The following is a 23,068-nucleotide window of genomic DNA, read 5'->3' as shown; positions in this document are numbered from 1 at the left end:
CGGTTGAACATTTTGTCGTCGCCGCGGTCGTACTTCCACCGTGCGGCCAATTTGAGAACCGCTCCCCTGAACCAGAACAACCGGTCAATTTATATGCGCCCAATGAAACAGGCTATCTACTCCAGCCGCACCGCTGACAAGTTTGTCGTCCGCCTGCCAGACGGGATGCGTGAGCGCATTGCCGAGGTAGCGCGCAACCATCACCGCAGCATGAACTCCGAGATCATCGCCCGCCTGGAGCAGAGCCTTATCCAGGAAGGTGCTCTGGGTGACGAGCTGAGCATGCGCCTGGACAGCCCAGAGCTCAGCCTTCACGAACGCGAACTGCTGCAACGCTTCCGCCAGCTGTCCCACCGCCAGCAGAATGCACTGGTCGCCCTCATCGCCCACGATGTGGAAATGGCCGCCGACGCGTCCTGATCCTGCCAAGCGCACACAAAAAAGCCAGCGTAAGCTGGCTTTCTTGTTTCTGGCGTCCCGTCGGCCTACATCAGGAACAACGTTGCCAGGCCGAGGAAGATGAAGAAACCACCGCTGTCGGTCACGGCAGTGATCATCACGCTCGAGCCCATTGCCGGATCTCGACCCAGGCGCGTCAGCGTCATCGGGATCAATACACCCATCAGCGCCGCCAGCAGCAGGTTCAAGGTCATCGCGGCGGTCATGACCAGCCCCAGCGACCAGCTGCCATACAGCCAGAACGCCACCACCCCGATCACACCGCCCCAGACCAGGCCATTGATCAACGATACCGCCAGCTCCTTGCGCATCAGGCGGCTGGTGTTGCCTGGTGACACCTGGTCCAGCGCCATGGCGCGAACGATCATGGTGATGGTCTGGTTGCCGGAGTTACCGCCGATACCGGCAACGATCGGCATCAATGCCGCCAGGGCCACCAGCTTCTCGATGGAGCCTTCGAACAGGCCGATCACCCGCGACGCGACAAACGCGGTGATCAGGTTGATGGCCAGCCACGCCCAACGGTTGCGCAGCGAGCGCCAGACCGAGGCGAAGATGTCTTCCTCTTCGCGCAGACCGGCCATGTTGAGCACTTCGCTCTCACTTTCCTCACGGATCAGATCGACCATTTCATCGATGGTCAGGCGACCGATCAAGCGCTCTTTCTTGTCCACCACCGGAGCGGATACCAAGTCGTATCGCTCAAAGGCCTGAGCCGCGTCGTAGGCATCTTCCTCGGGATGAAAGGTCACCGGGTCATTGGCCATGACCTCTGCGACTTTCTTGTCCGGGTCGTTGACCAACAACCGCTTGATGGGCAGCACGCCCTTGAGAATACCGTCGTAATCGACCACGAACAGTTTGTCGGTGTGCCCTGGCAGCTCTTTGAGCCGGCGCAGGTAGCGCAATACCACTTCGAGGCTGACATCTTCGCGAATGGTGACCATCTCGAAGTCCATCAATGCACCGACCTGCTCCTCGTCGTAGCTCAGGGCCGAGCGCACACGCTCGCGCTGCTGGGCATCGAGACTCTCCATGAGTTCATGGACGACGTCGCGGGGCAATTCCGGAGCCAGGTCGGCGAGTTCGTCGGCGTCCATCTCCTTGGCGGCCGCCAGCAACTCGTGATCGTCCATGTCGGCGATCAGGGTCTGACGCACGGCATCGGAGACTTCAAGCAGGATGTCGCCGTCACGGTCGGAGCGCACCAGCTGCCAGACCGTCAGGCGATCGTCCAGCGGCAGGGCTTCGAGGATGTAGGCGATGTCGGCGGGGTGCAGGTCGTCGAGCTTGCGCTGCAGCTCGACCAGGTTCTGGCGGTGGACCAGGTTTTCCACCAGGTCATGGTGATGACCTTCCTGACGGTGCGTCAGGTCCTCGACCACCCGCTGGCGCTGCAACAGTTCGATCACCTGGGCCAGGCGATCCTGCAGGCTGTCTTGGGTTTTCTTTACTTCGATTTCGGTCATAGGCGAACTCCACTCCCAGCAGCGGAGCACGCCGGGAGAATCAATCGGTCAGATCTGTCTGTATGAAGCGTGTTAGCGAGTAACTACTGGGTAAGTCCATGGTGGTATTCCACAAGCCCCGGCGGGGCTGACGGGCGCAATCATACACTGTGCAAGCTGTCGGATCGCTTAAATTTTTGGCTAGAACAATCGTTTGCGCGCTAAAGCTGTGACAACGCTCGAAGCCATCAGTGCGACGGTTGGTCTGGCGTTAAAAGCACATTCGTTTTGTGTCGACTCGATCTTCAGCTGCAGACCCTTGCAAGGAAGGCCTACAGCAGTAGCTTAGATGGACATCTGCGACAATTCAGCGCATATGGAAAAACAAAAAGCCCGCTCAAATGAGCGGGCTTCTTGATGTATGGCGGACTCAGCAGGATTCGAACCTGCGACCGCTCGGTTCGTAGCCGAGTACTCTATCCAGCTGAGCTATGAGTCCGTGGTGGTAGTTTTAGGCCAGGTTACCACTGGCTTGTTGAAGCGTCTTTGCAAGCAGAGCCACTTCAAAAAGTGGCGGACTCAGCAGGATTCGAACCTGCGACCGCTCGGTTCGTAGCCGAGTACTCTATCCAGCTGAGCTATGAGTCCGTGGTTGGTAGTTTTAGGCCAGGTTACCACTGGCTTGTTGAAGTGCCTTTGCAAACAAAACCACTTCAAAAGTGGCGGACTCAGCAGGATTCGAACCTGCGACCGCTCGGTTCGTAGCCGAGTACTCTATCCAGCTGAGCTATGAGTCCGTGGGGTAGTTTTAGACCAGGTTACCACTGGTTGATTGAAGCAGCCTTGCAGGCAAAGCCACTTCAAAAGTGGCGGACTCAGGAGGATTCGAACCTCCGACCGCTCGGTTCGTAGCCGAGTACTCTATCCAGCTGAGCTATGAGTCCGTGTCTTGCTGTGCCATTCGGATCGCTTGAAGCGCTCCAGGCAAATAATGGCGGTGAAGGGGGGATTCGAACCCCCGATACCCTTATGAGGTATACTCCCTTAGCAGGGGAGCGCCTTCGGCCACTCGGCCACCTCACCGCAACACGAGGCGAATATTAAACACACCCTTCCTCGTTTGCAACCCTTTTTTTGAAAAAAACTTCAAAAGAATTAAAGGCTTGGCTCCTCGTCCTTCTCTTTCTTGATCCGCAGGTAGATTTCCTCGCGGTGAACGGCCACTTCTTTCGGCGCGCTCACGCCGATACGCACCTGGTTGCCTTTGACACCCAGGACCGTCACGGTGATCTCACCGTCACCAATGATCAGGCTCTCGGCGCACCGACGAGTCAGAATCAGCATAGTTTTCTCCTCACATGAATCTTCAGGGACAACAGTCTTTGATAAGCAGGGCCTGGCCGGGGACAACGGCGCAGACCCGAATCGACCACCACAGGCGCCTGGACAGGGACACCAGCAGCGGCCAGAAACGCGAAGGGCGCGGCAAGCCGCGCCCCTCCAGGCAGCGTCTTACTCACCCTGTCGGGCGGGAGCATCAAGCTCGAACGCGGTATGCAGCGCGCGTACAGCCAGCTCCAGGTACTTCTCTTCGATCACCACCGAGACCTTGATCTCGGAGGTGGAGATCATCTGGATGTTGATGCTCTCCTTGGCCAGGGCTTCGAACATGCGGCTGGCGACACCCGCGTGGGAGCGCATGCCGACGCCGACGATGGACACCTTGGCGATCTTGGTGTCGCCGATCACTTCACGCGCGCCGATTTCGCGGGCGGTGTTCTCCAGCACGCTCAGCGCCTTCTCGTACTCGTTGCGGTGCACGGTGAAGGTGAAGTCAGTGGTGTTATCGTGCGAGACGTTCTGCACGATCATATCGACTTCGATGTTCGCGGCGCTGATCGGGCCGAGGATCTTGAAGGCAACGCCTGGGGTGTCCGGGACGCCACGAATGGTCAGCTTGGCCTCATCACGGTTGAAGGCGATACCGGAAATGATCGGCTGTTCCATGGATTCCTCTTCATCGATGGTAATGAGGGTACCCGGACCCTCCTTGAAGCTGTGCAGCACGCGCAGCGGGACGTTGTACTTGCCGGCGAACTCCACCGAGCGGATCTGCAGCACCTTGGAGCCGAGGCTGGCCATTTCCAGCATCTCCTCGAAGGTGATCTTCTCCAGGCGCTGGGCCTGGGGCACGACACGCGGGTCGGTGGTGTAGACGCCGTCGACATCGGTATAGATCTGGCACTCGTCGGCCTTCAGGGCCGCCGCCAGGGCCACGCCGGTGGTGTCGGAACCGCCACGACCGAGGGTGGTGATGTTGCCGTGCTCATCGACACCCTGGAAGCCGGCGACCACCACGACACGGCCGGCCTTGAGGTCGGCGCGGATCTTCTGGTCGTCGATCTGCAGGATGCGCGCCTTGTTGTGGGCGCTGTCGGTGAGGATGCGCACCTGGTTGCCGGTGTAGGACACCGCCGGCACGCCGCGCTTCATCAGGGCCATGGACAACAGGGCGATGGTGACCTGCTCGCCGGTCGAGACGATCACGTCCAGCTCGCGGGGTTCGGGCTTGTCGGTGATCTGCTTCGCCAGGTCGATCAGGCGATTGGTTTCCCCGCTCATCGCCGACAGCACGACCACCAGGTCGGTGCCTTGCTCGCGGAATTTCTTGACCTTGTCGGCAACCTGCTCGATCCGCTCGATGGAACCGACAGAGGTACCGCCAAATTTCTGTACGATCAACGCCATTTCAAAGGTGCCTCAGCCCTAAAGGGCCCCAAAAAACAATCCAACATGAAACGGCCGGCGAATAGACCGCCGGCCGCCTCATCTCAAAGTCCCTGCTCGGCGAACGGCACTGCCAGGGCCAGGGCCTTGTCCAGCGCGGCGACGTCGACGCCACCACCCTGGGCCATGTCAGGGCGACCACCGCCCTTGCCTCCGACCGCCGCAGCGGCTTGTTTCATCAGATCGCCAGCCTTGAGTTGGCTGGAGAGGTCCTTGGTCACGCCAGCCACCAGCACGACCTTGCCCTCATGCTCACTGCCCAGCAGGATCACTGCATGGCCGAGCTTGTTCTTCAGCTGATCGACGAGCGCCAGCAGGGCCTTGCCATCCTGCCCATCCAGGCGGGCGGCGAGGACCTTGGCACCCTTGACCTCAACGGCCGCGTTGGAGAGATCGTCCCCGGCGGCGCTGGCGGCCTTGGCCTGCAGCTGCTCGAGCTGCTTTTCCAGCTGGCGGTTGCGCTCGAGCACAGCCGACAGCTTGTCGATCAGGTTGTCGCGGTTGCCCTTGACCAGCTGCGCGGCTTCCTTGACCTGCTCTTCGGCAGCGTTCAGGTAGGCCAGCGCCGCGGCGCCGGTGACCGCTTCGATACGGCGCACGCCAGAGGCCACGCCGCCTTCGCTGACAATCTTGAACAGACTGATATCGCCAGTGCGCTTGGCATGGATGCCGCCGCACAGCTCGACGGAGAAATCACCGCCCATGCTCAGCACGCGCACGGTGTCGCCATATTTCTCACCGAACAGCGCCATGGCGCCCTTGGCCTTGGCAGTTTCGATATCGGTCAGCTCGGTCTCGACCGGGGTGTTCCTGCGCACTTCGCGGTTGACGATGTCTTCCAGGGCCTTGATCTGCTCTGGCTTGACCGCCTCGAAGTGGCTGAAGTCGAAACGCAGGCGCTGGCTGTCGACCAGCGAGCCCTTCTGCTGCACGTGATCGCCCAGCACCTGGCGCAACGCTTCGTGCAACAGGTGAGTGGCCGAGTGGTTCAGCGAGGTGGCGTGCTGCACCTCGGCATCGACCTTGGCCTCGACCGGCGAGCCGATGACCAAAGCACCGCTGGCGACCACGCCGTGGTGCAGGAAAGCACCACCGGTCTTGGTGGTATCGCGCACGTCGAAGCGCGCGGCGCCGGCCTGCAGGTAGCCGCTGTCGCCGACCTGGCCACCGGACTCGGCATAGAACGGCGTGCGGTCGAGCACGACCACACCCTCCTCGCCTTCGCCCAACTGGTCGACCGACTGGCCATCCTTGTACAGGGCGACGATCTTGCCCTGCCCTTCGGTGGTGTCGTAGCCGAGGAAGTCGGTGGCGGTGTCGACCTTGACCAGGCTGTTGTAGTCCATGCCGAAGGCGCTGGCGGAACGGGCACGCTCGCGCTGGGCTTCCATTTCACGCTCGAAGCCGGCTTCGTCGATGGTCAGCTCGCGCTCGCGGGCGATGTCGGCGGTGAGGTCCATGGGGAAGCCGTAGGTGTCGTACAGCTTGAACACCACGTCGCCCGGGACGACCTTGCCCTGCAGTTGGGCCAGGTCCTGCTCGAGGATACGCAGGCCCTGCTCGAGGGTCTTGGCGAACTGCTCTTCCTCGGTCTTGAGCACGCGCTCGATGTGTGCCTGCTGGCTCTTCAGCTCAGCGAAGGCTTCGCCCATCTCGGCGACCAGGGCGGCGACGATCTTGTGGAAGAAGCTGCCCTTGGCGCCTAGCTTGTTGCCGTGGCGGCAGGCGCGGCGAATGATGCGGCGCAGCACGTAGCCACGGCCTTCGTTGGACGGCAACACACCGTCGGCAATCAGGAAGCCGCAGGAGCGGATATGGTCGGCGACCACCTTCAGCGACGGTTGGTCGTCGTTGCTGCAGCCGATGGCTTCGGCGGCGGCGGCCAGCAGGCTCTGGAACAGGTCGATCTCGTAGTTCGAGTGCACATGCTGCATCACCGCACTGATGCGCTCCAGGCCCATGCCAGTATCTACCGACGGGGCGGGCAGCGGGTGCAGCACACCATCGGCGGTGCGGTTGAACTGCATGAAGACGTTGTTCCAGATCTCGATGTAGCGATCGCCGTCTTCTTCCGGCGAGCCGGGTGGGCCGCCCCAGATATCAGCGCCGTGGTCGTAGAAGATCTCGGTGCACGGGCCGCACGGGCCGGTATCGCCCATGGTCCAGAAATTGTCGGAAGCGTATGGGGCGCCCTTGTTGTCGCCGATGCGCACCATGCGCTCGGCGGGGACGCCGACTTCCTTGGTCCAGATGTCGTAGGCTTCGTCGTCGCTGGCGTAGACGGTGACCCACAGCTTTTCCTTGGGCAGGTTCAGCCACTTGTCCGAGGTCAGGAAGGTCCAGGCGAAGGTGATGGCATCGCGCTTGAAATAGTCGCCGAAGCTGAAGTTGCCCAGCATCTCGAAGAACGTATGGTGGCGGGCGGTGTAGCCGACGTTTTCCAGGTCGTTGTGCTTGCCACCGGCGCGCACGCACTTCTGGCTGCTCACGGCGCGGGTGTAGGCGCGCTTTTCCTGGCCGAGGAAGCAGTCCTTGAACTGGTTCATGCCGGCGTTGGTGAACAGCAGGGTCGGGTCATTGCCCGGGATCAGGGAGCTGGAGGCAACGCGAGTATGTCCCTGCTCTTCGAAGAAGCGGAGGAAGGCTTCACGGATTTCTGCGCTTTTCATAGGTTCTTCCACGGAAACGGCGGCCACACGTCGAATCGACGAAACGACGGCAAAGGGCCGCATTATATCGGTCCTGCAGTCTCGGTGCAGTGTGTTTATGCGATAGAAACCGTCGATTGGACGGCTTGCAGGGCTAAAGCAATTGAAAACGGCATGACCGCGATGCTATCGCCAGCGTTTCGCTACTGGCAAGCCAATTACGGTCCCGGGACAGGGAAAATTAACAGGTTGGTGAATTAAAAGAATTTCATCACCGAAGGGATCCAAAATCGCAGGCGCGGGCTTGCCCCGCGCCTAAGGGAATCAGGCCAGGCGTTGCCCCGAATCCGGGACGATCAGAATGCCGGCGCGCAGCCCGTTCTTCACCTTGGGGTTGGGGAAGATGATTCGTGCGCCCTCCTCCTCCACCACCCAACGCGTCTCGGCTAGATCCTCGGCCAGCAGATCGCCCTTTTTCAGCTCGGCGAAGTTCTCGATGTCCGCCGGCAGGTGCAGGCGGAAACTGTCGCTGTGCTTGATGATCTCGCGGGCGACACTGAACAGCTTGAGGCCATCCAGGGACTGCTCGGTTACCGGTTCGGTATCTTCGATGAGCTGGATCAGACGCGCTTCGAGCCTGTCGAGATTGACCTCCTCGTTCTGCCCGAACGGCCGTGCCTTGCCGAGCTCCAGGGTAAAGGCTTCGGCATCGAGCTGCTCATAGGTGAAGGCGCTGAAGGTGATCGACGACTTGCTCTGCAGCAGTACCGCCTGCATGCCGGCCGCTGCCAGACGCGCCAGCTCTCGACGAGAGTGCAGGCGCCCCTCCTTGTAGGGGTACAGCGCGAACTGCTCGATCTTGGACCCACGAATGGCGGTATGCAGGTCGTAGTGCAGGCGGGTGCGTTCGGGCTTGCTGAAGAACACCCGGGCGAACTGCTCCAGCTCCGCGGCGCGCAGCGCCTCGAAGCCACTGGAGAGTTCATGCCGGCCATTGAACAGACGGTTGATGTCCTGTTCGATGAAACGCTCACCCTTGCGGATCGCCGCCGGATTGCCGAACAGGAACAGCACTCGTGCACGTGGCTTGATCTTGCCGTTGGCCACGCCGTGCAGCAGCCTTTCGAGCAACTCGATCGGCGCTGTCTCGTTGCCATGGATACCGGCCGACAGCAGCAGGTCGAGCCCGCAATCCTCACCTTCGGGCGGGCGCACTTCCAGCGCACCCTCCCCCAGCCAGCGCAAACGCACGCCCCGGGTGGTCACTTGGGTCTTCTCGGCCGGTTCGTGATCGGTCAGGGTCAGCTCAAGCAGTTTGCCAAGGGCGAGCATAGGCGCTTCCTTAGTGGTGGTGGCCGCAGTCCGGGCCATGGACGTGGTCGTCGTCACCGGCGACATCGGCCGGTTCCATTTCCAGTTGCAGGCTGACCAGGTTGGTGGCCATCGGGCGCAGCAGCAGGTTGGCGTACTCGGTGTCGTCTTCCTCGACATCGACGCCGATCAGCAGTTGGCCGCGGCCGTCCTGCTGGATCCACACTTCCTTGCCTTGCCAGACCACGGCAAAACGGGTGCACGAGGTTTCCAGCTGGGTGCCGTCTTCATCTTCCAGGATCAGGCGCAGGGCGTCGGACATTGCAATTTCTCTCTTCAAGGTTGGCGTTGGAACGGATAGACCGAACCCAGCTTGAGGAGCTGAGTCAGTTCATCCAGTGCCGTGCGGCATTCCACCAGCAACTGCGGGTCGGCCAGGTCGGTCTCGCCGAGGCGATCGCGGTAGTGCTTGTCGACCCATTGCACCAGGGTGTCGTACAGCGGGGCGGTCATGATAACGCCTTGGTTGACCGCTGCCAGTTCGTTTTCCTTCAACGCCACGCGCAAGCGCAGGCAAGCCGGGCCACCGCCGTTCTGCATGCTCTGCTTGAGGTCGAACACCTTGACCTCCGTCACCGGGCCGCCCTGGCTGGTCAGTTGCCCCAGATACGCCCAGACGCGCTCGTTGTTGCGGCACTCTTCCGGCACCACCAACAGCATCGAGCCGTCTTCGCGGCTGAGCAACTGACTGTTGAACAGATAGGAACGCACCGCGTCCTCCACCGTCACCGCCGCGCGCGGCACGCAGATACCCTGGAAGCGGCCACCCTTGCTGGCCAGTTTAGCCTGCAGTTGGCCAAGCACCGCATCGGTCTCGAGGAAGGCGTCCTCGTGGTAGAACAGCACCTCGCCGTTGCCTACCGAGATCACGTCGTTGTGGAACACGCCCTGGTCGATCACTGCCGGGTTCTGTTGAGCGTAGACCACGCCGTCAGCGCTCAACCCATGCAGGCGGGCGACAGCCTGGGAAGCCTCCAGAGTCTGGCGCGCCGGGTACTTCTGCGGCGCTGGGTAGCGGCTGTCGAAGGCGCTACGGCCGTAGACGAAGAACTCGACACCCGCTTCGCCATAGGCACGGCAGAAACGCGTATGGTTCGCTGCGCCTTCGTCACCGAACTGCGCCACGGCCGGCAAGGCCGGGTGGTGAGCGAAGTGCTTGTCATCGTTGAACATGGCGTCCAGCACCCGGCTGGTAGTCGGGTGCTCGATGCTGCGATGGTACTTGCAGTTCAGGTTGGCGGCGGTGAAGTGCACACGACCGTCCGCAGTGTCGGCACTAGGGCTGACAGTGGCGGCGTTGGCCACCCACATGCTCGACGCCGAACAGCTGGCAACCAGCAGCGGCATGGCCTCCTTGGCGGCACGCTGGATCACTTCGGCGTCGTTGCCGGTGAAGCCGAGGCGACGCAATGCGGCCACGTCCGGGCGCTCCTGCGGGGCCAGCACGCCCTGCTTGAAGCCCATTTCCATCAGCGCCTTCATCTTCGCCAGGCCCTGGCGCGCCGCCTCGCGCGGGTTGGAACCCTGCTGGCTGTTGCTCTGCGAGGCCACGTTGCCGTAAGACAGGCCGCCGTAGTTGTGGGTTGGCCCCACCAGGCCATCAAAATTCACTTCAAAGGATTTCATCGGCAAGGCTCCGAGACCTGTTGTTATAGGGTGACGCCCGGCGTCAGGGTCGCCGGCAGTACGAGATTCGCGGTCTCCAGCGAAGCCACGGGGTAGGCGCAGTAGTCCGCCGCGTAGTAGGCGCTGGCGCGGTGGTTGCCACTGGCACCGACGCCACCGAACGGCGCGCTGCTGGCGGCGCCGGTCAGTTGCTTGTTCCAGTTGACGATGCCGGCGCGACTGCGCAGCCAGAAGTGCTGGTAGCGGGCGTTGGAATCCGATAACAGGCCAGCAGCCAGGCCGTACTGGGTATTGTTGGCTTCCTCGATTGCCGCATCGAAATCGGTGTAACGGATCACCTGCAGCAATGGGCCGAAGAACTCCTCGTCCGGGCGCCCGGCCACCGCAGTGACATCGATGATGCCGGGGGTAAGCAAGGCGGCGTCAGCCTGCGGCTGGGTCATCTCCAGCAGCGCCACTGCGCCCTTGCCGAGCAGTTCGGCCTGGGCCGCCAGCAGGGCGCGAGCCGCCTGCAGCGAAATCACCGAACCCATGAACGGCGCGGGCTGCTGGTCGAATGCGCCGACACTGATGCTGCGGCTCACCTCGACCAGGCGCTGGATCAGCGCGTCGCCCCAGGCGCCCTGCGGCACCAACAGGCGGCGGGCACAGGTGCAACGCTGGCCGGCGGAGATGAAGGCCGACTGGATGATGGTGTACACCGCCGCGTCCAAGTCCTTGACCTCGTCGACCAGCAGCGGGTTGTTGCCGCCCATCTCCAGGGCCAGGATCTTGTCCGGGCGGCCGGCGAACTGCTGGTGCAGCAGGTTGCCGGTACGGCTGGAGCCGGTGAAGAACAGACCGTCGATACCAGGATTTCCGGCCAGCGCCGCGCCAGTTTCACGGGCGCCCTGGATCAGGTTGAGCACGCCAGCCGGCAACCCAGCCTCAACCCAGCACTTGACCGTCAGCTCGGCAACCTTGGGGGTCAGCTCGCTGGGTTTGAACACCACGCAGTTGCCGGCCAGCAGCGCCGGAACGATATGGCCGTTGGGCAAATGACCGGGGAAGTTGTACGGGCCAAACACCGCCACCACGCCATGAGGCTTGTGGCGCAGCACGGCAGTGGCGTCGGCCAGCGGGCCGCTCTTCTCGCCGGTACGCTCACGGTAGCTCTGCACCGAAATGGCGACTTTGTTGACCATGCTGGTCACTTCGGTGGCCGATTCCCATAGCGGCTTGCCGGTTTCTTCGCCAATGCAGCGCGACAGCGCCTCGGCATTGGCCTTGAGCTTCTCGGCGAAGGTCTCCAGCACGCCAATACGCGCATCCAGGCTCAGCGACGCCCAGCCGGGGAACGCCTGACGGGCAGCCTGCACGGCATTGTCTACCTGTGCAGCATCGGCGCCCTGCCCTTGCCAGATCACCGCCTGGGTGACGGGGTTGAGCGACTGCAGGGCTTCGCCCTGGCCAGCCAGCCATTGGCCGGCAATGTAGTGCGTCTTCATTTACTGGGCCTCCCGACCGGCGGACAGTGGCACGGCGCGCACGTTGTCACCGGCGCCCAGGCGCAGGCGTTTGGCGGTCTGCGGATCGACCACCAGGGTGCCTGCGGCCAGGCGCGCCGGCGCGGCCGTGATGCGGCAGTCTTCGCGCTTGCGGTTGTGGATGATGAAAGGGGTGGCGTCGTCGCCTGGTGTACCAACGGCCAGCACCAGGGTCTCGCTGTCACGCACGGCGCGGATCTTCGAGGTCTCGCACTCGATGGCGGGGCCTGCGTCGAAGATGTCGACGTAGCCCTGGTAGTTGAAGCCTTCGCGCTTGAGCATGGCCAGCGCCGGCTCGGTGTCGGTGTGCACGCGGCCGATGACGTTGCGCGCCGCTTCCGAGAGGAAGCAGGTGTACAGCGGGAACTTGGGCATCAGCTCGGCGATGAACGACTTGTTGCCCACGCCGGTGAGGTAATCGGCCTGGCTGAACTCCATCTTGAAGAAGTGCCGGCCCAGGCTTTCCCAGAATGGCGAACGGCCTACCTCATCGGACATACCGCGCATCTCGGCGATGATCTTGTTGCCGAACAGCTGCGGGAACTCGGCGATGAACAGCATGCGCGCCTTGGACAGTAGACGGCCATTGAGCCCGCTGCGGTAATCACTGCGCAGGAACAGCGAACACAACTCGGAGTTGCCGGTCAGGTCGTTGGCCAGGAACAGCGTGGGAATCTCGCGGTAGATGTTCAATTCCTGGGAGGCACTGACGGTCAGGCCGACCCGGTAGTTATACCAGGGCTCGCGCAGGCCGACGGCGCCGGCGATGGCGCTGATGCCGACCACCAGGCCCTCGTCGTTCTCCAGCACGAACAAGTAGTCGGTGTCGCCGCGCTCGGCTTCGCCGCGGAAGCTCTTTTCCGCCCAGCCGACCCGCTGGCCGAGGCGATCCTCGTTGGCAGGCAGGGTGGTCAGCCCGGTGGTGCCGGTACTGCGGGCCAACTCGATCAGCGCGGGTAAATCGCTGCTGCGTACAGGACGAACGATCATGCTATCTCCTTGTGCGGCGGTCTGTGCCTGCCGCGAAACTCTCTGTTGCGGCGTTTCAGACCGCGACCAGGCGCACGCTGGCGCCTTCGCCGACACCCAGGGCCTCGGCGGCTTCGCCGCTGAGGTTGACCGGCTTACCCGGAACCCAGTCCAGTTCCAGCAGCACGGCGCGGTAATCCTGCAACTGGCCGTTGCACACCAGGTACGGACGGCCGCCCTTGACCGGCGACTCGTCGAGCTTGACCGGCACCACCCGGCTCTGGGCGATGGAGCGTATGCCCGAGGCACGGGCATGCAGGGTCGGGCCGCCGTCAAAGATGTCGATGTAGTGCTCGGTCTCGAAGCCTTCGCGCATGAGGATGTCGAAGGTGATCTGCGCCCGCGGGTGCACCTGGCCCATGGCTTCCTGCGCGGCGTCCGGCAACAGCGGCACATAGATCGGGTAGTGCGGCATCAGTTCGGCGAGGAAAGTGCGGCTCTTCAGGCCACACAGGCGCTCGGCATCAGCGTAATTGAGGTCGAAGAAGTTGCGGCCGATGGCGTCCCAGAACGGTGACTCGCCCTGCTCGTCGCTGTAACCGACGATCTCGGTCACCACCGACTCGGCGAAGCGCTCCGGGTGCGAGGCCATGAACAGCAGGCGACCACGCGAGTTGAGCTCGGCGAAGGCGCTGGTCACCAGCTCTGGCACCACGTAGAAGCTGGTCAGCAGGCTGTTGCCGGTAAGGTCGTGGCACAGCGACAGGACGTGGATCTTGTTGTGGATCTTCAGCTCGCGGGAGGCGTGCACGAAGGTCTCGTTGCGGAAGCTGTAGAACGGCTCGGAGTAGCCGGCCGAGGCGACGATGGCCGAGCAGCCGACCAGCTTGCCGGTGGCGCTGTCCTCGAGCACGAAAAAGTAGCTCTCCTCGCCGTTGAAGCTGACCTCGGCGGCAAAAGAGGTTTCCGACGCGGCGATCTTGTCGCCCAGACGCCCAGCGTCGTCCGGCAGCGAGGTGACACCAATGGGGCTGTCGGCAGCCATGCGCTGCACTTCGTTCAGATCAGCCATTTGCGCGGGGCGCATCACCAGCATGGTGTCACTCCTTTCGGGAAAGCGGGCCGATCACCTCGGCACGAAAAAACGGCGGGCACGCGCCACTACCTGCAAGCAGGTGCCCGCACTGGAATCAGGTATCACCGGCCTCGCTCGAGGCCGGCGACAGCACCGCAGGATCAGCCCTGGGTCAGTTTGCGCACAGCGCGCTCGAAGCGCTCCAGGCCTTCATCGATATCGCGGTCCTCGACCACCAGGCTCGGGGCGAAGCGCACGACATCGGGACCTGCCTGCAGGACCATCACGCCTTCCTTCTCGGCGGCGTTGAGGATGTCCTTGGCCTTGCCCTTCCAGGCGTCACTGAGCACACAGCCGATCAGCAGGCCGACACCGCGCACCAGGGTGAACAGGCCGGTTTCCTGGCCGATCTTCTCCAGGCGGGTCTTGAAGCGTTCGTGCTTGGCCTTGATGCCGGCCAGCGTCTGCGGGGTATTGACCACATCCAGCACGGCGCAGGCCACGGCACAGCCCAGCGGGTTGCCGCCGTAGGTGGTGCCGTGGGTGCCGACGGCCAGATGCTTGGCCAGGTCGCTGGTGGTCAGCATGGCACCGATCGGGAAGCCGCCGCCCAGGCTCTTGGCGCTGGTCAGGATATCCGGAGTGACGCCGTAGTGCTGATAGGCATACAGCGAGCCGGTGCGACCGACGCCGGTCTGCACTTCATCGAAGATCAGCAGCGCGTTGTGTTCGTCGCACAGCTTGCGCGCGCCTTCCAGGTAGGCCTTGTCGGCCGGCACCACACCGCTCTCGCCCTGGATCGGCTCGATGACCACGGCGCAGGTCTTGTCGGAGATCTGCGCCTTCAACGCTTCCAGGTCGTTGTACGGCACATGGCTGATGCCGGTGATCTTCGGGCCGAAGCCGTCGGAATACTTGGGCTGGCCACCGACGCTGACGGTGAACAGGGTGCGACCGTGGAAGCTGTTCACAGTGGCGATGATTTCGTGCTTCTCGGGACCGAAGCGGTCATGGGCGACACGGCGGGCCAGCTTGAAGGCGGCCTCGTTGGCTTCGGCGCCGGAGTTGCAGAAGAACGCGCGCTCGGCAAAGGTCGCATCCACCAGCTTGTGCGCCAGGCGCAAAGCCGGCTCGTTGGTGAACACGTTGGAGACATGCCAGAGGGTATTGGCCTGCTCGGTCAGCGCCTTGACCAGCGCCGGATGGCAGTGACCCAGGGCGTTGACCGCGATGCCGCCAGCAAAATCGATCAGCTCGCGCCCGGACTGGTCCCATACTCGGGAACCCTCGCCTCGCACAGGAATGAAGGCCGCCGGGGAGTAGTTGGGGACCATGACCTGGTCGAAATCGGCACGTTGCACCGGGGCTTGCTCAACGGACATCTGAGTCTCCTGAAGAGGAACGCTGGCCTGGAAGTGGCGAGCGATGAAGGGATTGTAAGGACTGATCGGCGCCTGTCCTTGCTGCCAGGCGACAACTTGTTACAGCGCCAAACCGAGTTTTCACGCGGTTTTCGGCAATGCGACAAACAGTGTCGCAATCGCGCAGTGTAACGGCAGGACAAGGTCGCGGGGAGATGGCAGCGCAAATTGGGAGAACGGTTGTTCACTTCAGAAGAAAGGGCCGCTGCGCGCCCATCGCCGGCAAGCCGGCTCCCACCCCGACCGCGCCACCCTTAAGCCAGGTGCCATCCGTATGAGTGCTGGGTTACCAGCGATAAGGTCACACCCGAACACATCACCCCCAAGACCTACACGCACCGGTGGGAGCCGGCTTGCCGGCGATGGGCTGCGGAGCAGCCCCAATGAAATCTCAGCCGCGCTCGGCCGGTGCCGAACTCAGCTCGAACGGGCTGCTGTTACGTCGCTGGTTACGGTCTTCGCGCGGCGTGGCACCAAAGAAATTGCGATACGCGCTGGAGAAATGCGGCCCGGAGGAGAACCCGCAGGACAGGCCGATCTGGATGATCGACTTGCTGGTCTGCATCAGCATCTGCCGCGCCTTGTTCAGGCGCAGCTCCAGGTAGTACTGGCTGGGCACGCGATTAAGGTACTGCTTGAAGATACGCTCCAGCTGGCGGCGGGAAACGCATACGTGCTGGGCGATTTCGTCGGTGGTCAGCGGCTCTTCGATGTTGGCCTCCATCAGCAGCACCGCCTGGGTGAGCTTGGGGTGGCTGGAGCCCAGGCGGTTCTGCAGTGGAATACGCTGGCGCTCGCCACCTTCGCGAATGCGCTCGACCACCAGTTCTTCCGACACCGCACCGGCCAGTTCCGCCCCGTGGTCCCGAGCGAGCACCGCCAGCAGCAGGTCGGTCACCGCCATGCCGCCGCAGGCGGTCAGGCGATCGCGATCCCAGTCGAACAGGTGACTGGTGGCGATCACCTTGGGGAAACGTTCGGCGAAATCATCCTGCCAGCGCCAGTGCACCGCAGCGCGGTAGCCGTCAAGCAGGCCCAAGGCGGCCAGCGGGTACACCCCGGCAGACAAGCCGCCGATCATGCAACCGCTGCGCGCCAACTGCTTGAGCGCGGCGGACAATGCCGAACCGATCGCCGCCGGCGGTTCATCAGCCAGCAGGAACAGCTTGTGATAGCCCTCCAGGCGGCCGGCCCACGCTTCGCCCGGCAGGCGCCAGGCGCCCTCCTGCCCGGCCTCGGCCTGCAAGAAGGACATTGTATAGACCACGTCCGGATGCACCCGCTGGGCCACCTGCAACACCTCTTCGGCCAGCGCCAGGGTCAGCGGCTTGGTGCTGGGCCAGATGAGAAATCCGATTCGCTGGGTGGTCATAGGGCGTGGTCCGAAACCTGAAAAGGAGGGTCGCGCTTGTGGCGCCGTGGCATGCTGCGTGCGTTGCGCAGCATGCCCCATCATGGTGCAAAGTGCAGCCTTTACTTCAGGCTGCCGGAAAGGAACTGCTTGAGGCGCTCCGACTGCGGATTGACCAGCACTTCACGCGGGCAGCCCCGCTCTTCCACCAGGCCCTTGTGCAGGAACACCAGCTGGTTGGAAACCTCGCGGGCAAAGCCCATCTCATGGGTGACCACGACCATGGTACGGCCTTCCTGGGCCAGCGATTGCATGACCTTGAGCACATCGCCCACCAGCTCCGGATCCAGCGCCGAAGTCGGCTCGTCGAACAGCATCACCTCCGGCTCCATGGCCAGGGCGCGGGCAATGGCCACACGCTGCTGCTCGCCACCGGACATGTGCCCGGGGAAAGCGTCCTTGCGGTGGGACACACCGACCTTGGCCAGGTAATGCTCGGCCTTCTCCAGCGCTTCCTTCTTGTTGACGCCCAGCACGTGCACCGGTGCCTCGATGACGTTTTCCAGCGCAGTCATGTGCGACCACAGGTTGAAGTGCTGGAACACCATCGACAGGCGCGAACGCATGCGTTGCAGCTGCTTCGGATCGGCGGCCTTGAGCGCGCCGTCCTTGCCGGCAACCAGCTTGAGCTCTTCGTTGTTGAGCAGGATCTTGCCCGCGTGCGGCTGCTCGAGCAGGTTGATGCAACGCAGGAAGGTCGATTTGCCCGAACCGCTGGAGCCGATGATGCTGATCACGTCGCCTGCCTTGGCTTCGAGGGAGACGCCCTTGAGCACCTCATGGCTGCCGTAGCGCTTGTGCAGGTCTTGGATTTGGAGTTTGTACATACTGTCGGATCTCACAGAGCGGTCAGTGCTTGCGCGGCGCCAGGTAACCGAGCCAGCGGCGTTCGGCCATCTTGAACAGGCGCACGAGGATGAAGGTCAGGCACAGGTAGAACACGCCCGCCGTGATGTAGGCCTCGAAAGGCAGGTAGTACTGGGCGTTGACCGTGCGCGCGGCACCGGTGATGTCGATCAGGGTGACGATCGACGCCAGGCTGGTGGTCTGCAGCATCATGATCACTTCGTTGCTGTACTGCGGCAGCGCCCGGCGCAGCGCGGACGGCAGCAGGATGCGGCGGTACATCTTCATGCGCGACATGCCGATAGCCTTGGCCGCCTCGATCTCGCCGTGGGGCGTGGCCTTGAGGCTACCGGCAATGATCTCGGCGGTGTAGGCGCTGGTATTGACGGCGAAGGCCAGACAGGCGCAGAAGGTCGCGCTGGACAGCCACGGCCACAGGAAGCTCTCGCGCACCGCCTCGAACTGGGCCAGGCCGTAGTAGATCAGGAACAGCTGTACCAGCATCGGCGTGCCGCGGATCACGTAGGTGTAAAGCCAGGCGCTCATGTTCACCAGCGGCTGTTTCGAGACGCGCATCAAGCCCAGCGGGATGGCCGCCAGCAAGCCGAAAAGCAGCGACAACGCCAGCAGCTTGAGGGTGGTCAGCAGACCGCCCAGGTACAGCGGCATGGCTTCCCAGATGACGTTGTAGTCGAAGATCATAGCTCAACCGCCTTGACGCCCACCGAGTAGCGCTTCTCGAGATACTTCAGCGCCAGCAGCGAGACACTGGTCAGCACCAGGTACAACGCCGCCACCGCAAGGAAGAAGGTGAAGGGTTCGCGGGTGGCGTCCGCCGCCTGCTTGGCCTTGAACATCATGTCCTGCAGGCCGACCACCGAAATCAGCGCGGTCGCCTTGGTCAGCACCAGCCAGTTGTTGGTGAAGCCCGGGATCGCCAGACGGATCATCTGCGGCACCATGATGCGGAAGAACACCTGGACCCCGCTCATGCCATAGGCCGCGCCCGCCTCTGCCTGGCCCTTGGGGATGCCGAGGAAGGCACCGCGGAAGGTTTCCGACAGGTACGCGCCAAAGATGAAGCCCAGCGTGCCGATGCCGGCGACCAGGGGATTGAGGTCAATATAGTCGTCATAGCCGAGCAGCGGCGCCACCCGGTTGATGATGTCCTGGCCGCCATAGAAGATCAGCAGGATCAGGACCAGGTCAGGGATGCCACGGATCACCGTGGAGTACAGATCCCCCAGCCAGGCCAACCAGCGTACCGGCGACAAGCGCAGCGCCACGCCAATCAGGCCGAGGACAATGGCCAGGGCCATCGACGACAAGGCGAGCTGCAGCGTCAGCCACGCCCCGTCGAGGATGACTGCCCCATAGCCTTTCAACATGATTCGTATTCCTCAGGGCTTGGGAATGAAAAATGGTGCAAACCTCAGAGATTCTGCTGTTTGCACCATTGCACAGGTGAAACTCGATGGCTTACTTCGAGTCTGGACCGTAGATGTCGAAGTTGAAGTACTTCTTCTCGATCTCTTTGTATTTGCCGTTGGCGCGAATCGCGTCGATGGCGGCATTGATGCGCTCGGCGTTGGCGGTGTCGCCCTTGCGCACGGCAATACCTACGCCATCACCGAAGTACTTGGTGTCGGTGAAAGCCGGCCCCACGAAGGCGAAGCCCTTGCCGGCGTCGGTCTTCAGGAAGCCGTCCTCGAGCAGGGTGGCGTCGGCCACGGTGCCGTCCAGGCGACCGGCGGCGACGTCCAGGTAGATTTCGTTCTGGGTGCCGTAGGGCACCACGGTGGCGCCTTGCGGGGCCAGGACTTCCTTGGCGAAACGGTCGTGGATCGAGCCACGCTGCACACCGATCTTCTTGCCCTTCAGCTCAGCCAGGCTGTCGCTGACAGTAGTGCCTTGCTTCATCACCAGGCGAGCCGGGGTCAGGTAGTAGCGCTTGGTGAAGTCGACCGATTTCTTGCGGTCGTCGGTGATCGACATGGATGACAGGATGGCGTCGATCTTGCGCACCTTCAGTGCCGGGATCAGGCCGTCGAATTCCTGCTCGACCCAGGTGCACTTGGCTTTCATCTGTTCGCACAGGGCGTTGCCGATGTCGTAGTCGAAACCAGCGAGATTGCCATCGGGCTGCTTGAAGGCGAAGGGTGGGTAGGCCGCCTCGATACCGATCTTCAACGGCTTCTCATCGGCCTGCGATACCAGGGAAAACACGGAAAGCGCCAAGGCGCCAAGCAGTGCGAGCTTCTTCATCAGGTAACTCCATCGGTACGGGGCAATACAAGGCAGTTGTAACAGCTGCCCGATATGCGAATAGGTACAGCGCGAGCCGCGCAGGTTTCGACCAAGGTCGCAGACCACGAGCGAGTGAGTGGCATTCTAGCGACAGCCCGGAGGTCGATATTTCTTCAAAGCGACAACTAATTACAGAAGCGCCAGGAACCGCGGCGGGCGATATTGACAGCTCCTGCGAGATATGCAAGAGCAAAAGAGAAATAACCTATACCCAAAGCAATAAGCGGGCCCATTATTGGCAAAGCCTTGTATTCCGGCAAGTGCAGCGTGCACCCCCGCATGAAATGCTCGCAGAATGCACTCATTTGGCACACAGATGTTTCCACAAGCCCCGCATTTGGGCGAAATCGGTGACAGCGACGGTTACCGATGAATGTCGGAGTAACAGTTTGCATCAGTAAAGCAAAAACCCCGCCGGGTGTCGGGCGGGGTTTTGCTGGCGGCCTCATTGCGGGGCCCGCTCCCACGACATTCAGGGGCGAGCTTGCCGCGATGGCTCTACTCAGGCGGTGGCCAGGCTCATCGCCTTGTGGGTGTCGATCAGGTGCTGCACCACCCCTGGATCAGCCAGGGTGGAGATATCACCCAGCGCGCCGTACTCGCCAGTGGCAATCTTGCGCAGGATGCGGCGCATGATCTTGCCCGAGCGAGTCTTGGGCAGCCCCGGCGCCCACTGGATCACATCCGGCGAAGCGATCGGGCCGATCTCCTTGCGCACCCAGTTCTTCAGCTCGAGGCGCAGCTGCTCGCTCGACTCCTCGCCGGCATTGAGGGTGACATAGACATAGATGCCCTGCCCCTTGATGTCGTGCGGCACGCCCACCACTGCAGCCTCGGCGACCTTCGGATGCGCCACCATCGCGCTTTCGATCTCGGCGGTGCCCATGCGGTGGCCAGAAACGTTGAGCACGTCGTCCACGCGACCGGTGATCCAGTAGTAGCCATCCTCGTCGCGACGGGCACCGTCACCGGTGAAGTACATGCCACGGAAGGTCTTGAAGTAGGTGTCGACGAAGCGGTCGTGGTCACCGTACAGCGAACGCGACTGGCCCGGCCAGGAATCGAGGATCACCAGGTTGCCCTCGGCGGCGCCGTCGATCAGGTTGCCCAGGTTGTCCACCAGCGCCGGTACCACGCCGAAGAACGGACGGGTTGCCGAACCCGGTTTGAGCCCCGTGGCGCCCGGCAGCGGGCTGATGAGGATACCGCCGGTCTCGGTCTGCCACCAGGTGTCGACGATCGGGCAACGCTCCTTGCCGACAGTCTTGTAGTACCAGTTCCAGGCTTCAGGGTTGATCGGCTCGCCCACCGAACCCAGCAGGCGCAGGCTGGAGCCATCGGCGCCGGCGACCGCCGCCTCGCCCTCGGCCATCATGGCGCGGATGGCGGTCGGCGCGGTGTAGAGGATGTTGACCTTGTGCTTGTCGACGATCTTCGACACGCGGGTGATGTCCGGGTAGTTCGGCACGCCTTCGAACAGCAGCGTGGTCGCACCATTGGCCAGCGGGCCATAGACGATGTAGCTGTGGCCGGTGACCCAGCCCACGTCGGCGGTGCACCAGTACACTTCGCCCGGACGGTAGTCGAACACGCGCTCGTGGGTCAGCGCGGCATACACCAGGTAGCCACCGGTAGTGTGCAGCACACCCTTGGGCTTGCCGGTGGATCCAGAGGTATAGAGGATGAACAACGCCTCCTCGGCACCCATTTCTTTCGGCGCACAGTGGCTGGAGGCGACCTTCATCAGGTCTTCGTACCAGATGTCGCGGTGCTGGTGCCAGGCGATGTCGCCACCGGTGCGCTTGCACACGATGATCTTTTGCACGCTGCTGGTTTCAGGGTTGGTCAAGGCCAGGTCGACGTTGGCCTTGAGCGGGGTACGGCGGCCACCACGCAGGCCTTCGTCGGCGGTGATCACCACCTTGGACTTGCAGTCGATGATCCGACCGGCCAGTGCCTCGGGCGAGAAGCCGCCGAACACCACCGAATGGATCGCGCCAATGCGCGCACAGGCCAGCATGGCGACCACGGCCTCGGGGATCATCGGCATGTAGATGGTGACCACGTCACCGCGGTGCACGTCCTGGCCACGCAGGGCGTTGGCGAATTTGCAGACCTGCTCGTGGAGCTCACGGTAGGTGATGTTGCGATGCTCGGAAGGGTCGTCGCCTTCCCAGATGATCGCCAGTTGGTCGCCGCGCTCTTCGAGGTGGCGGTCCAGGCAGTTGTAGGAGACGTTCAGAGTGCCGTCGGCAAACCATTTGATATCGACATGGTGGTCGTCGAACGAGGTCTGCTTGACCTTGGTGAAGGGCTTGATCCAGTCCAGACGCTGGGCCTGCTCACGCCAGAAGCCGTCCGGGTTGATCACCGATTGCTGGTACATGGCCTTGTAGGTGGCCTCATCGGTCAGGGTACTGGCCGCAACCTCGGGACGAACGGGATACAGTGGAGCCGCACTCATCTGTGTTACCTCGGTGTAATAGTTGTTTTTGTATGGAAGCGTTTGTAACTGTACCAGAGCGACAAAGACCATTCGACGTTGGTAGTAACGCGACGGACCGTCAATCCACGAATGTGCAGCGACCGCTCTAGCACATGGCATCCAGCCATCGCAGACGGGAAACGGCAGCGCTTTGCCAGGGATTGTTACAGATTCTGTCAAAAGACTTTATCAAAACCCGCTCTGTTTCAGCCCTGGCCACCCTCCTAGAATTCACCTCGCCAGCAACGGCAAAGCGATTAACTTGGAAACAGCCCCCACGAAGGCAACGTTAATCCGCACCTCATCCTGATAGTTGAAACTTAGTTGCACTCGCGGCGCCACAAGCGCCGCGCGCCCCCTCACGACCTTAGACAGGTAAATTGAAAATGAAAGCTTTACTGGTATTGGTACTTGGCGGTCTTTGCGGCGCGGCACTGGCCGGCGAAGCAAAAGATGTCGAGCAGATTCCGGTTGAACAGTACAGTTATTCGCAGCACCTGGACATCGCCCGCGTCATCTCCATGAGCGAAGTGCCGAACGTCTGCGAAGTGGTGCCTGCGCGCATGACCTATGAGGACTCCCAGGGCCAGAAGCACATTCTCGAATACCGCGTGATGGGCAACGGTTGCTCCAACGGCTGAGGCCATAGGCTTATCGCGAGGCAAGCCCCTCCCACCACTTTTGCATTC

19 protein-coding genes and 5 tRNA genes are annotated in these 23,068 nt (G+C 62.4%); 2 read left to right on the top strand and 22 right to left on the bottom strand.

Annotated elements, in window-relative coordinates:
- The first annotated feature begins 93 nt into the window (after positions 1-93).
- On the top strand, positions 94-420 hold the full coding sequence (locus tag ACQ4OD_RS18625) for an Arc family DNA-binding protein (RefSeq protein WP_003254499.1): 327 nt from the start codon (positions 94-96) through the stop codon (positions 418-420).
- Between the two features lie 65 nt (positions 421-485).
- Here ACQ4OD_RS18625 and mgtE read toward each other — a convergent pair whose 3' ends face one another.
- The 22 genes from mgtE to acs form a co-directional block, all read right to left on the bottom strand.
- Positions 486-1,928 carry a magnesium transporter gene (gene mgtE / locus ACQ4OD_RS18620; RefSeq protein ID WP_023629439.1) on the bottom strand — a complete coding sequence of 481 codons (1,443 nt, stop codon included), beginning with the start codon at positions 1,926-1,928 and terminating at the stop codon, positions 486-488.
- Positions 1,929-2,329: 401 nt separating this feature from the next.
- A tRNA-Arg gene (locus ACQ4OD_RS18615) sits at positions 2,330-2,406 on the bottom strand.
- Positions 2,407-2,478: 72 nt separating this feature from the next.
- Positions 2,479-2,555 (bottom strand) — tRNA-Arg (locus ACQ4OD_RS18610).
- Between the two features lie 72 nt (positions 2,556-2,627).
- Positions 2,628-2,704 (bottom strand) — tRNA-Arg (locus tag ACQ4OD_RS18605).
- Between the two features lie 70 nt (positions 2,705-2,774).
- A tRNA-Arg gene (locus tag ACQ4OD_RS18600) sits at positions 2,775-2,851 on the bottom strand.
- Between the two features lie 48 nt (positions 2,852-2,899).
- Positions 2,900-2,990: transfer RNA gene (locus tag ACQ4OD_RS18595), tRNA-Ser, on the bottom strand.
- A 72-nt stretch (positions 2,991-3,062) separates the two neighbouring features.
- Complete coding sequence (csrA, locus tag ACQ4OD_RS18590; protein WP_003254503.1) at positions 3,063-3,251, bottom strand: carbon storage regulator CsrA; 189 nt, start codon at positions 3,249-3,251, stop codon at positions 3,063-3,065.
- A 168-nt stretch (positions 3,252-3,419) separates the two neighbouring features.
- A complete protein-coding gene (locus ACQ4OD_RS18585) occupies positions 3,420-4,655 on the bottom strand; it encodes an aspartate kinase (RefSeq protein ID WP_028691060.1) in 1,236 nt (411 codons plus the stop codon).
- Positions 4,656-4,738: 83 nt separating this feature from the next.
- Entirely contained in the window at positions 4,739-7,363 is a 2,625-nt protein-coding gene (alaS, locus tag ACQ4OD_RS18580; RefSeq protein ID WP_177486059.1) for an alanine--tRNA ligase, read from the bottom strand.
- A 303-nt stretch (positions 7,364-7,666) separates the two neighbouring features.
- Positions 7,667-8,674, bottom strand: coding sequence for a succinylglutamate desuccinylase (gene astE / locus ACQ4OD_RS18575; protein ID WP_430944730.1), 1,008 nt, complete (start codon positions 8,672-8,674; stop codon positions 7,667-7,669).
- A 10-nt stretch (positions 8,675-8,684) separates the two neighbouring features.
- Positions 8,685-8,975, bottom strand: coding sequence for a hypothetical protein (locus ACQ4OD_RS18570; protein ID WP_011534960.1), 291 nt, complete (start codon positions 8,973-8,975; stop codon positions 8,685-8,687).
- A gap of 14 nt (positions 8,976-8,989) precedes the next feature.
- Positions 8,990-10,339 (bottom strand): N-succinylarginine dihydrolase, encoded by a 1,350-nt coding sequence (gene astB / locus ACQ4OD_RS18565; RefSeq protein ID WP_198754046.1) that lies wholly within the window; start codon positions 10,337-10,339, stop codon positions 8,990-8,992.
- Between the two features lie 23 nt (positions 10,340-10,362).
- Positions 10,363-11,826 (bottom strand): succinylglutamate-semialdehyde dehydrogenase, encoded by a 1,464-nt coding sequence (gene astD, locus ACQ4OD_RS18560; protein ID WP_198754045.1) that lies wholly within the window; start codon positions 11,824-11,826, stop codon positions 10,363-10,365.
- Positions 11,827-12,855: an arginine N-succinyltransferase gene (gene astA / locus ACQ4OD_RS18555; protein ID WP_102683090.1), complete on the bottom strand. Its 1,029-nt coding sequence runs from the start codon at positions 12,853-12,855 to the stop codon at positions 11,827-11,829.
- A 55-nt stretch (positions 12,856-12,910) separates the two neighbouring features.
- Positions 12,911-13,930 carry an arginine/ornithine succinyltransferase subunit alpha gene (gene aruF / locus ACQ4OD_RS18550; RefSeq protein WP_139673403.1) on the bottom strand — a complete coding sequence of 340 codons (1,020 nt, stop codon included), beginning with the start codon at positions 13,928-13,930 and terminating at the stop codon, positions 12,911-12,913.
- Between the two features lie 140 nt (positions 13,931-14,070).
- Positions 14,071-15,291 carry an aspartate aminotransferase family protein gene (locus tag ACQ4OD_RS18545; protein ID WP_139673406.1) on the bottom strand — a complete coding sequence of 407 codons (1,221 nt, stop codon included), beginning with the start codon at positions 15,289-15,291 and terminating at the stop codon, positions 14,071-14,073.
- A gap of 430 nt (positions 15,292-15,721) precedes the next feature.
- Complete coding sequence (gene argR / locus ACQ4OD_RS18540) at positions 15,722-16,702, bottom strand: transcriptional regulator ArgR (protein WP_038706575.1); 981 nt, start codon at positions 16,700-16,702, stop codon at positions 15,722-15,724.
- A gap of 101 nt (positions 16,703-16,803) precedes the next feature.
- Positions 16,804-17,568 (bottom strand): ABC transporter ATP-binding protein, encoded by a 765-nt coding sequence (locus tag ACQ4OD_RS18535; RefSeq protein ID WP_023630946.1) that lies wholly within the window; start codon positions 17,566-17,568, stop codon positions 16,804-16,806.
- Between the two features lie 22 nt (positions 17,569-17,590).
- Positions 17,591-18,289, bottom strand: a complete 699-nt coding sequence (locus ACQ4OD_RS18530; protein ID WP_102683093.1) for an ABC transporter permease — start codon at positions 18,287-18,289, stop codon at positions 17,591-17,593.
- The gene (locus ACQ4OD_RS18525) at positions 18,286-18,975 is read right to left on the bottom strand and encodes an ABC transporter permease (protein ID WP_102683094.1); all 690 of its coding nucleotides are present in this window, start codon (positions 18,973-18,975) and stop codon (positions 18,286-18,288) included. Before ACQ4OD_RS18525 ends, ACQ4OD_RS18530 begins: the two co-directional genes overlap by 4 nt.
- A gap of 91 nt (positions 18,976-19,066) precedes the next feature.
- Positions 19,067-19,852 carry an ABC transporter substrate-binding protein gene (locus ACQ4OD_RS18520; RefSeq protein ID WP_139673408.1) on the bottom strand — a complete coding sequence of 262 codons (786 nt, stop codon included), beginning with the start codon at positions 19,850-19,852 and terminating at the stop codon, positions 19,067-19,069.
- A gap of 544 nt (positions 19,853-20,396) precedes the next feature.
- Positions 20,397-22,358, bottom strand: coding sequence for an acetate--CoA ligase (gene acs, locus ACQ4OD_RS18515; protein ID WP_139673411.1), 1,962 nt, complete (start codon positions 22,356-22,358; stop codon positions 20,397-20,399).
- Between the two features lie 407 nt (positions 22,359-22,765).
- On the opposite strand from acs, the gene ACQ4OD_RS18510 reads away from it, so the two are divergent.
- Positions 22,766-23,020, top strand: a complete 255-nt coding sequence (locus ACQ4OD_RS18510) for a DUF2790 domain-containing protein (protein WP_139673414.1) — start codon at positions 22,766-22,768, stop codon at positions 23,018-23,020.
- Positions 23,021-23,068 lie beyond the last annotated feature (48 nt).

Source organism: Pseudomonas sp. WC1, assembly GCF_050586565.1.
GTDB lineage: Bacteria > Pseudomonadota > Gammaproteobacteria > Pseudomonadales > Pseudomonadaceae > Aquipseudomonas.
Note: the sequence above shows the minus strand (reverse complement) of the source record. Positions and strands in the feature narration are given on the sequence as shown.

Coding starts and splice junctions, on each gene's coding strand:
- astB (WP_198754046.1), bottom strand. CDS start 10,339: ATGAAATCCTTTGAAGTGAATTTTGATGGCCTGGTGGGGCCAACCCAC.
- ACQ4OD_RS18510 (WP_139673414.1), top strand. CDS start 22,766: ATGAAAGCTTTACTGGTATTGGTACTTGGCGGTCTTTGCGGCGCGGCA.
- ACQ4OD_RS18520 (WP_139673408.1), bottom strand. CDS start 19,852: ATGAAGAAGCTCGCACTGCTTGGCGCCTTGGCGCTTTCCGTGTTTTCC.
- argR (WP_038706575.1), bottom strand. CDS start 16,702: ATGACCACCCAGCGAATCGGATTTCTCATCTGGCCCAGCACCAAGCCG.
- ACQ4OD_RS18525 (WP_102683094.1), bottom strand. CDS start 18,975: ATGTTGAAAGGCTATGGGGCAGTCATCCTCGACGGGGCGTGGCTGACG.
- csrA (WP_003254503.1), bottom strand. CDS start 3,251: ATGCTGATTCTGACTCGTCGGTGCGCCGAGAGCCTGATCATTGGTGAC.
- ACQ4OD_RS18530 (WP_102683093.1), bottom strand. CDS start 18,289: ATGATCTTCGACTACAACGTCATCTGGGAAGCCATGCCGCTGTACCTG.
- acs (WP_139673411.1), bottom strand. CDS start 22,358: ATGAGTGCGGCTCCACTGTATCCCGTTCGTCCCGAGGTTGCGGCCAGT.
- mgtE (WP_023629439.1), bottom strand. CDS start 1,928: ATGACCGAAATCGAAGTAAAGAAAACCCAAGACAGCCTGCAGGATCGC.
- astE (WP_430944730.1), bottom strand. CDS start 8,674: ATGCTCGCCCTTGGCAAACTGCTTGAGCTGACCCTGACCGATCACGAA.
- ACQ4OD_RS18625 (WP_003254499.1), top strand. CDS start 94: ATGCGCCCAATGAAACAGGCTATCTACTCCAGCCGCACCGCTGACAAG.
- ACQ4OD_RS18570 (WP_011534960.1), bottom strand. CDS start 8,975: ATGTCCGACGCCCTGCGCCTGATCCTGGAAGATGAAGACGGCACCCAG.
- ACQ4OD_RS18535 (WP_023630946.1), bottom strand. CDS start 17,568: ATGTACAAACTCCAAATCCAAGACCTGCACAAGCGCTACGGCAGCCAT.
- aruF (WP_139673403.1), bottom strand. CDS start 13,930: ATGCTGGTGATGCGCCCCGCGCAAATGGCTGATCTGAACGAAGTGCAG.
- ACQ4OD_RS18585 (WP_028691060.1), bottom strand. CDS start 4,655: ATGGCGTTGATCGTACAGAAATTTGGCGGTACCTCTGTCGGTTCCATC.
- alaS (WP_177486059.1), bottom strand. CDS start 7,363: ATGAAAAGCGCAGAAATCCGTGAAGCCTTCCTCCGCTTCTTCGAAGAG.
- astD (WP_198754045.1), bottom strand. CDS start 11,826: ATGAAGACGCACTACATTGCCGGCCAATGGCTGGCTGGCCAGGGCGAA.
- astA (WP_102683090.1), bottom strand. CDS start 12,855: ATGATCGTTCGTCCTGTACGCAGCAGCGATTTACCCGCGCTGATCGAG.
- ACQ4OD_RS18545 (WP_139673406.1), bottom strand. CDS start 15,291: ATGTCCGTTGAGCAAGCCCCGGTGCAACGTGCCGATTTCGACCAGGTC.